This is a genomic window from Muriicola sp. (assembly GCF_041567615.1).
In the GTDB taxonomy this organism is placed as follows: domain Bacteria; phylum Bacteroidota; class Bacteroidia; order Flavobacteriales; family Flavobacteriaceae; genus Muriicola.
Map to the genome: position 1 here is coordinate 1 of NZ_JBFGBM010000184.1, position 5,089 is coordinate 5,089.

5 protein-coding genes and 1 pseudogene are annotated in these 5,089 nt (G+C 50.3%); 1 reads left to right on the plus strand and 5 read right to left on the minus strand.

Annotation, left to right across the window (positions count from 1 at the left end; translation table 11 throughout):
• From ABYP73_RS11235 to ABYP73_RS11250, 4 genes and pseudogenes are all read right to left on the minus strand, one after another.
• Positions 1-133 (minus strand): annotated as a pseudogene (locus ABYP73_RS11235) (3-deoxy-7-phosphoheptulonate synthase); the annotation flags it as partial.
• 2 nt (positions 134-135) lie between these two features.
• Entirely contained in the window at positions 136-1,002 is an 867-nt protein-coding gene (locus ABYP73_RS11240) for a prephenate dehydrogenase (RefSeq protein WP_372946498.1), read from the minus strand.
• Positions 999-2,156, minus strand: coding sequence for a pyridoxal phosphate-dependent aminotransferase (locus tag ABYP73_RS11245; protein ID WP_372974384.1), 1,158 nt, complete (start codon positions 2,154-2,156; stop codon positions 999-1,001). Before ABYP73_RS11245 ends, ABYP73_RS11240 begins: the two co-directional genes overlap by 4 nt.
• Entirely contained in the window at positions 2,153-2,980 is an 828-nt protein-coding gene (locus ABYP73_RS11250) for a prephenate dehydratase (RefSeq protein WP_372974385.1), read from the minus strand. Before ABYP73_RS11250 ends, ABYP73_RS11245 begins: the two co-directional genes overlap by 4 nt.
• A 401-nt stretch (positions 2,981-3,381) precedes the next feature.
• On the opposite strand from ABYP73_RS11250, the gene gldA reads away from it, so the two are divergent.
• Positions 3,382-4,278, plus strand: a complete 897-nt coding sequence (gldA, locus tag ABYP73_RS11255; RefSeq protein ID WP_372974386.1) for a gliding motility-associated ABC transporter ATP-binding subunit GldA — start codon at positions 3,382-3,384, stop codon at positions 4,276-4,278.
• Between the two features lie 9 nt (positions 4,279-4,287).
• Here the strand turns inward: gldA and ABYP73_RS11260 are convergent.
• Positions 4,288-5,089: penicillin acylase family protein (locus tag ABYP73_RS11260; RefSeq protein WP_372974387.1), on the minus strand; the 802-nt coding region annotated here is incomplete at its 5' end.

Below are 5,089 nucleotides of genomic sequence, written 5' to 3' on the forward strand. Positions count from 1 at the left end.
CTGTATCCTTGAGATCATGAGCGATCTGCATTACCTGTTTCTCTGTCTCGGCACTGCAGGGGCCCGCGATCACCAGAGGGTGTGGAAGGGCCATGTCATCCAGCCATTTTCTCAACTCACTTGAATTTTCCATAACTATGATTCTTTTTTGTTCAATGGTATTCCTTTGAGGATCTCCCTGATCTTGTTGGTATCCTCCATTTCTTTATATATACCGGCCATGTCCTCTTGGGCCAGTTTCTTTCTGAATTCCTCCAGGTTGTGAATATATTCCCGGAGCGTTTCTAAAACATTCTCTTTATTCTGCTCAAAGATAGGGGTCCACATGGCTGGCGAACTCTTTGCCAGTCTGACGGTGGATTCAAAACCACTTCCCGCCATATCAAAGATATCTCGTTCATTCTTTTCCTTCTCGATCACCGTTTTCCCCAGCATAAAAGAGCTGATATGGGAGAGGTGAGACACATAGGCGATGTGTTTGTCGTGCGCCTCGGGGTTCATATAGCGGATCCGCATCCCAATCCTCGAGAAGAGGTCCAGCGCCTTCTCCTGTAATTTAAACGCTGTCTTCTCCACCTCGCAGATGATGTTTGTCTTCCCGTCATACAACCCTGCCATGGCAGCTTTAGGGCCGGAAAACTCGGTTCCGGCAATGGGATGGCTGGCCATAAAATTCCTCCTTTTCGGATGGTTGGCCACAGCCTCACAGATCTGCTTCTTGGTGGAACCGGCATCGATCACCAGGGTCTCGTCCCCAATTGTATCGAGCAACCGCGGCAGTTCCCTGACGGCTGCATCAACAGGAATGGTCAGAAAGACGATGTCTGCCTCCTCAAGGGACGACCCATTTCCCTCCGAATCAATGATACCCAGGTCCAGGGCCTTATGAAGGTGGGCAGGATCGCTGTCCATCCCGAAGAATTCAGCCTCGGGAAGCAACTTTCTGAGGTCCATGGCAAAAGAACCCCCGATCAAACCCACACCTATGATTCCAATTTTCATTTCTCTTTTTTAAATCTTGCAATGGCCTCTTCGATCTTTTCCGACTTCACACAAAGGGAGAATCTGATATACCCTTCTCCCTGCTCGCCAAAAATAGTCCCAGGGGCCACAAAAATATCCTTCTCGTATAAAAGCTTATCTATGAATTCCTCCGATCGGGGCGCACCTTCCGGCAAACGCGCCCAGACAAACATGCCCACAGCCCCAGGATCATAGGTACATCCCAGCAGGCTGGCCAGGCGGAACATATGCTCCCTTCTCTCATTGTAAATGCTATCCAGTTTTTCGAACCATGCCTTCCCGCTTTTCAGGGCAGCAACCGCTCCTTTCTGGATCCCGTAGAACATGCCCGAGTCCATATTGCTTTTAACCTTAAGCACCGCCTGGATATGTGCTGCATTGCCAAGGACCATCCCCACTCTCCAGCCTGCCATATTAAAGGTCTTGCTCAGGGAATTAAGTTCCAGGGCCACCTCCCTGGCACCCTCAGCCTGCAGGATACTTCTGGGGTCTGAGCCCAGCACAAAACTATAGGGATTATCATTGACCATCAGGATATTGTGCTTCTTACCAAAATCGACAAGGGACTGCCATTGCTCTTTGGTTGCCGTGGCCCCGGTGGGCATATGAGGGTAGCTCACCCACATGAGTTTTACCTTGTTCAGGTCCTCTTTGGCGAGTTGCCCCAGGTCCGGAAACCACCCATCCTCTTCGGTTAGTGCGTATGGCCTGGGTTCTGCCCCAACCAGACGGGTAACAGCCTGGTAGGTGGGGTATCCGGGGTCCGGGATCAGGACCTCGTCCCCGGGATTGAGAAAGGCCATGCTGATATGCATGATGCCTTCTTTGGAGCCCATCAAAGGAAGAATCTCCGTTTCGGGATCCGTGGAGACCCCGAATTTGTCCATATAAAAATCGGCTATGGCCCGCCTTAGCTCCGGCAATCCCTGATAACTCTGATACTGATGGGCACCATTGTCTGAAATAGCATCCCTGAGTGTAAGAAGCACGTCATCCGAAGGTGCAAGGTCCGGACTGCCGATCCCCATGTTGATGATGGGGCGACCGGCAGCTGCCAGGCCCCTGACCTCCTTCAGCTTGCGAGAAAAGTAGTATTCCTCGACCGTATTGAGCCTGTCTGCTGTGCTTATCATATCCTCACATTTTTGTATTCCCCCAAAACCCTGAAATCCTCAGACATGATCTTCAGAAGGGATTTTGCCTTTTCGAAATGTTCGTACTCCTCAAAGGTCACATCCACGAAAAAAGCGTACTTCCACGGTGTTTCGATGATCGGCAGGCTCTGGATTTTGGTCAGGTTAAGGTTGCAATCGCTCATCACGTTCAGGACCGTGGCCAGGCTGCCCCTTTTATGGTCTGTCAGGAACCTGAGGGATGCCTTGTTGATGGTCTCCCTGGGCAATTCCTTATTCGTGGTTTTCACGATGATGAACCGCGTGGCGTTGTTCTTGATGGTCTGTATCTCCGGGGCGATGATCTCCAGGTCGTACAATTCTGCTGCCACTCTGGGGGCAATGGCGGCTATCCCGGTTAACCGGCCCTCCTGTATTCGTTTTGCGGTCTCAGCCGTATCCACATCCTCCACCATCTTGATATGTGGCTGGGTTTTGAGATATTCCCGGCATTGCAGCAAGGCCATGGGATGCGAACGCACTTCTCGCAGATCGGAGAGCTTTTGGCCTTTCAGCCCCATCAGGTGGTGGTGGATGTTGAGGTAGTGCTCCCCGATGATGTGGAGTCCGTTTTCATAGACCAGGGCGTAGTTCGGGATGATAGATCCTGCTATGGAATTTTCAATGGCCATGACACCCTTATCAGCATTGCCGGCAAGGAGTTCATCTACCAGGCCGTGGAAGGAAAGGCATTCCACCAGGTCTATGTCCTGACCAAAATATTCATGGGCCACCTGATGGTGGTTAGACCCCTTAATTCCCTGAATGGCGATTCGTTTCTTCACGGCTGATATTCAAAAAAAAAAAGTCCCGATTTCTACGGGACTTCATATATACGGTATCACACCTGGCTACAACAGTCCCTTTCCCCTTTGAAAAAAGAAGTAAAAATAAAAGCTGTTCCAGGTATTCAATTTCATTGCGTTTGTTTAAAACTCCTGCTAAGGTAATTATTAAATCGAGAATCCGACATTTTGGATCTCTTTTTTTTCATTGTGCCTTTTTTAGGCCAGAAAACTGTAAAAAATGTTTCAAAGTGGTGTATTTGATGAAAATTCTTCAATCCTTCCTTATGCATAATTTTCCTTTCCCTGATCTTGATCCAGTAAAGACATCCACTAAAACACGGGGATATAAGCTGCAAATTCTGTGCACTTTCTTTAATTTTAGGGCGAAAAACAAACACATGTCGATCGTAGTCAAAAACCTGAGCAAAGCCTATAAGGGACAGCCCGCCCTGAAAAATGTCTCCTTCAGGATAGACAAGGGTGAAGTAGTGGGTTTCCTCGGGCCCAATGGAGCCGGGAAATCCACCCTGATGAAGATCCTTACTACGTACCTCAGTGCTGATGAAGGCAGGGCCTGGGTGAACGGCCACGATGTGATGACCGAAGCCAGGCAGGTACAGAGGAGCATTGGGTATCTCCCGGAGCACAACCCCCTCTACCTCGAAATGTACGTAAAGGAATACCTGATGTTCATTTCCGAGCTGTACGGCGTGCCCAAAGGCGCAGTTTCAGAAAGCATACAGCAGGTGGGACTCGAAAAAGAAGCTGCCAAAAAGATCGGGCAGCTTTCCAAGGGGTATCGCCAACGGGTAGGCCTGGCCGCTGCCCTCCTGCACCACCCGGAAGTCCTCATTCTCGATGAGCCTACAACAGGGCTGGATCCCAATCAGCTGCTGGAGATCCGAAGGCTGATCCGGGAGATAGGAAAGGACAGGACCATCCTCCTTTCAACCCATATCATGAAAGAGGTGGAGTCGGTCTGCGACAGGGTATTGATCATCAATAAAGGGGAACTGGTAGCCGACAAAACCCTTAAGGAGCTACGCGAAGGGAAAGAACAGATCATTGAAGTGGAATTTGATTACAGGGTAGAAGAGGCATTCCTGCTTAAAATTCCCCATGTAACTCATGTGAAGAATCTAACAGGATTTGTCTATGAGATCACCTTCAGCCATTCGGAGGATATGAGGCCGGCCGTATTCGACTTCGCCCATGACAACAAACTGAAAACCCTGCAGCTGAGCCGCAAGAACAAGAACCTGGAAAGTCTGTTCACAGAACTTACCGGGCCTTAAACCCATCTGTTAGTCCGGCATATATCTAACCCTCTCCACGGCCACAGAATCAATCTTCTCCCTTGAAAAGTATACGGGAAAGTACCTGTCTTCTGCCCAGGGCCTAAACAGATTGTCGTAAAAAGGACTGGCCGGGTCGCCGGACTGGCCGGGACCATTGGTCCCCACAGCCTTATCCCAATCGCCCGTACTGATGACCATCCGGAACGAGGCCCCGCTGCTTTGGCGGTTGTTACCGCCCGTGGAACCCGGGGTAAATCCGTTCCCTCCCCTGGGCACAGGCCCCAGGTTCAGGGAATCTGCCCATGGTTTACTGATGGCCCTTCCCAGCGGATGCACGATATAGGCGTGCTTGTATTTTTCCTGTCCATAGCGCCATGAGTTCATATCCTCACCGAGGGTTTCCCTAAGGTGTTCAACCGATGCCCTAAATGTCTTGGTGAGGAATTCGTCCCGCCTCCTGATCGCAGGTTCTTTGAAACGGGTTTCGGGAGCCTGGATCCAGTCCATCACTCTTTTTAACTGAATTCCCCCTATGATCCCTTTGGCCTTATCCGGAATAAATTCTTCATCCGCCTTTTTCCGCAATTCCCGTTCGAAAGCCACATAGATCCCAGCTTCCACACTTTCGGGAAGCAGTCTGAAATCCCACGAAAGCAGTCGATCCCGTGCCTTTGCGGCCTGGCCTTTCAACCGGAGTCCGGAAAGCATAGGCACCAGGGTTCTGGCCGGGAGGGAAAGGTAATCTACCTGCAGGGCCATCATTTCATCCATGGAAAATTTTTTGTCTGAACGAAGTACCTCCTCGATC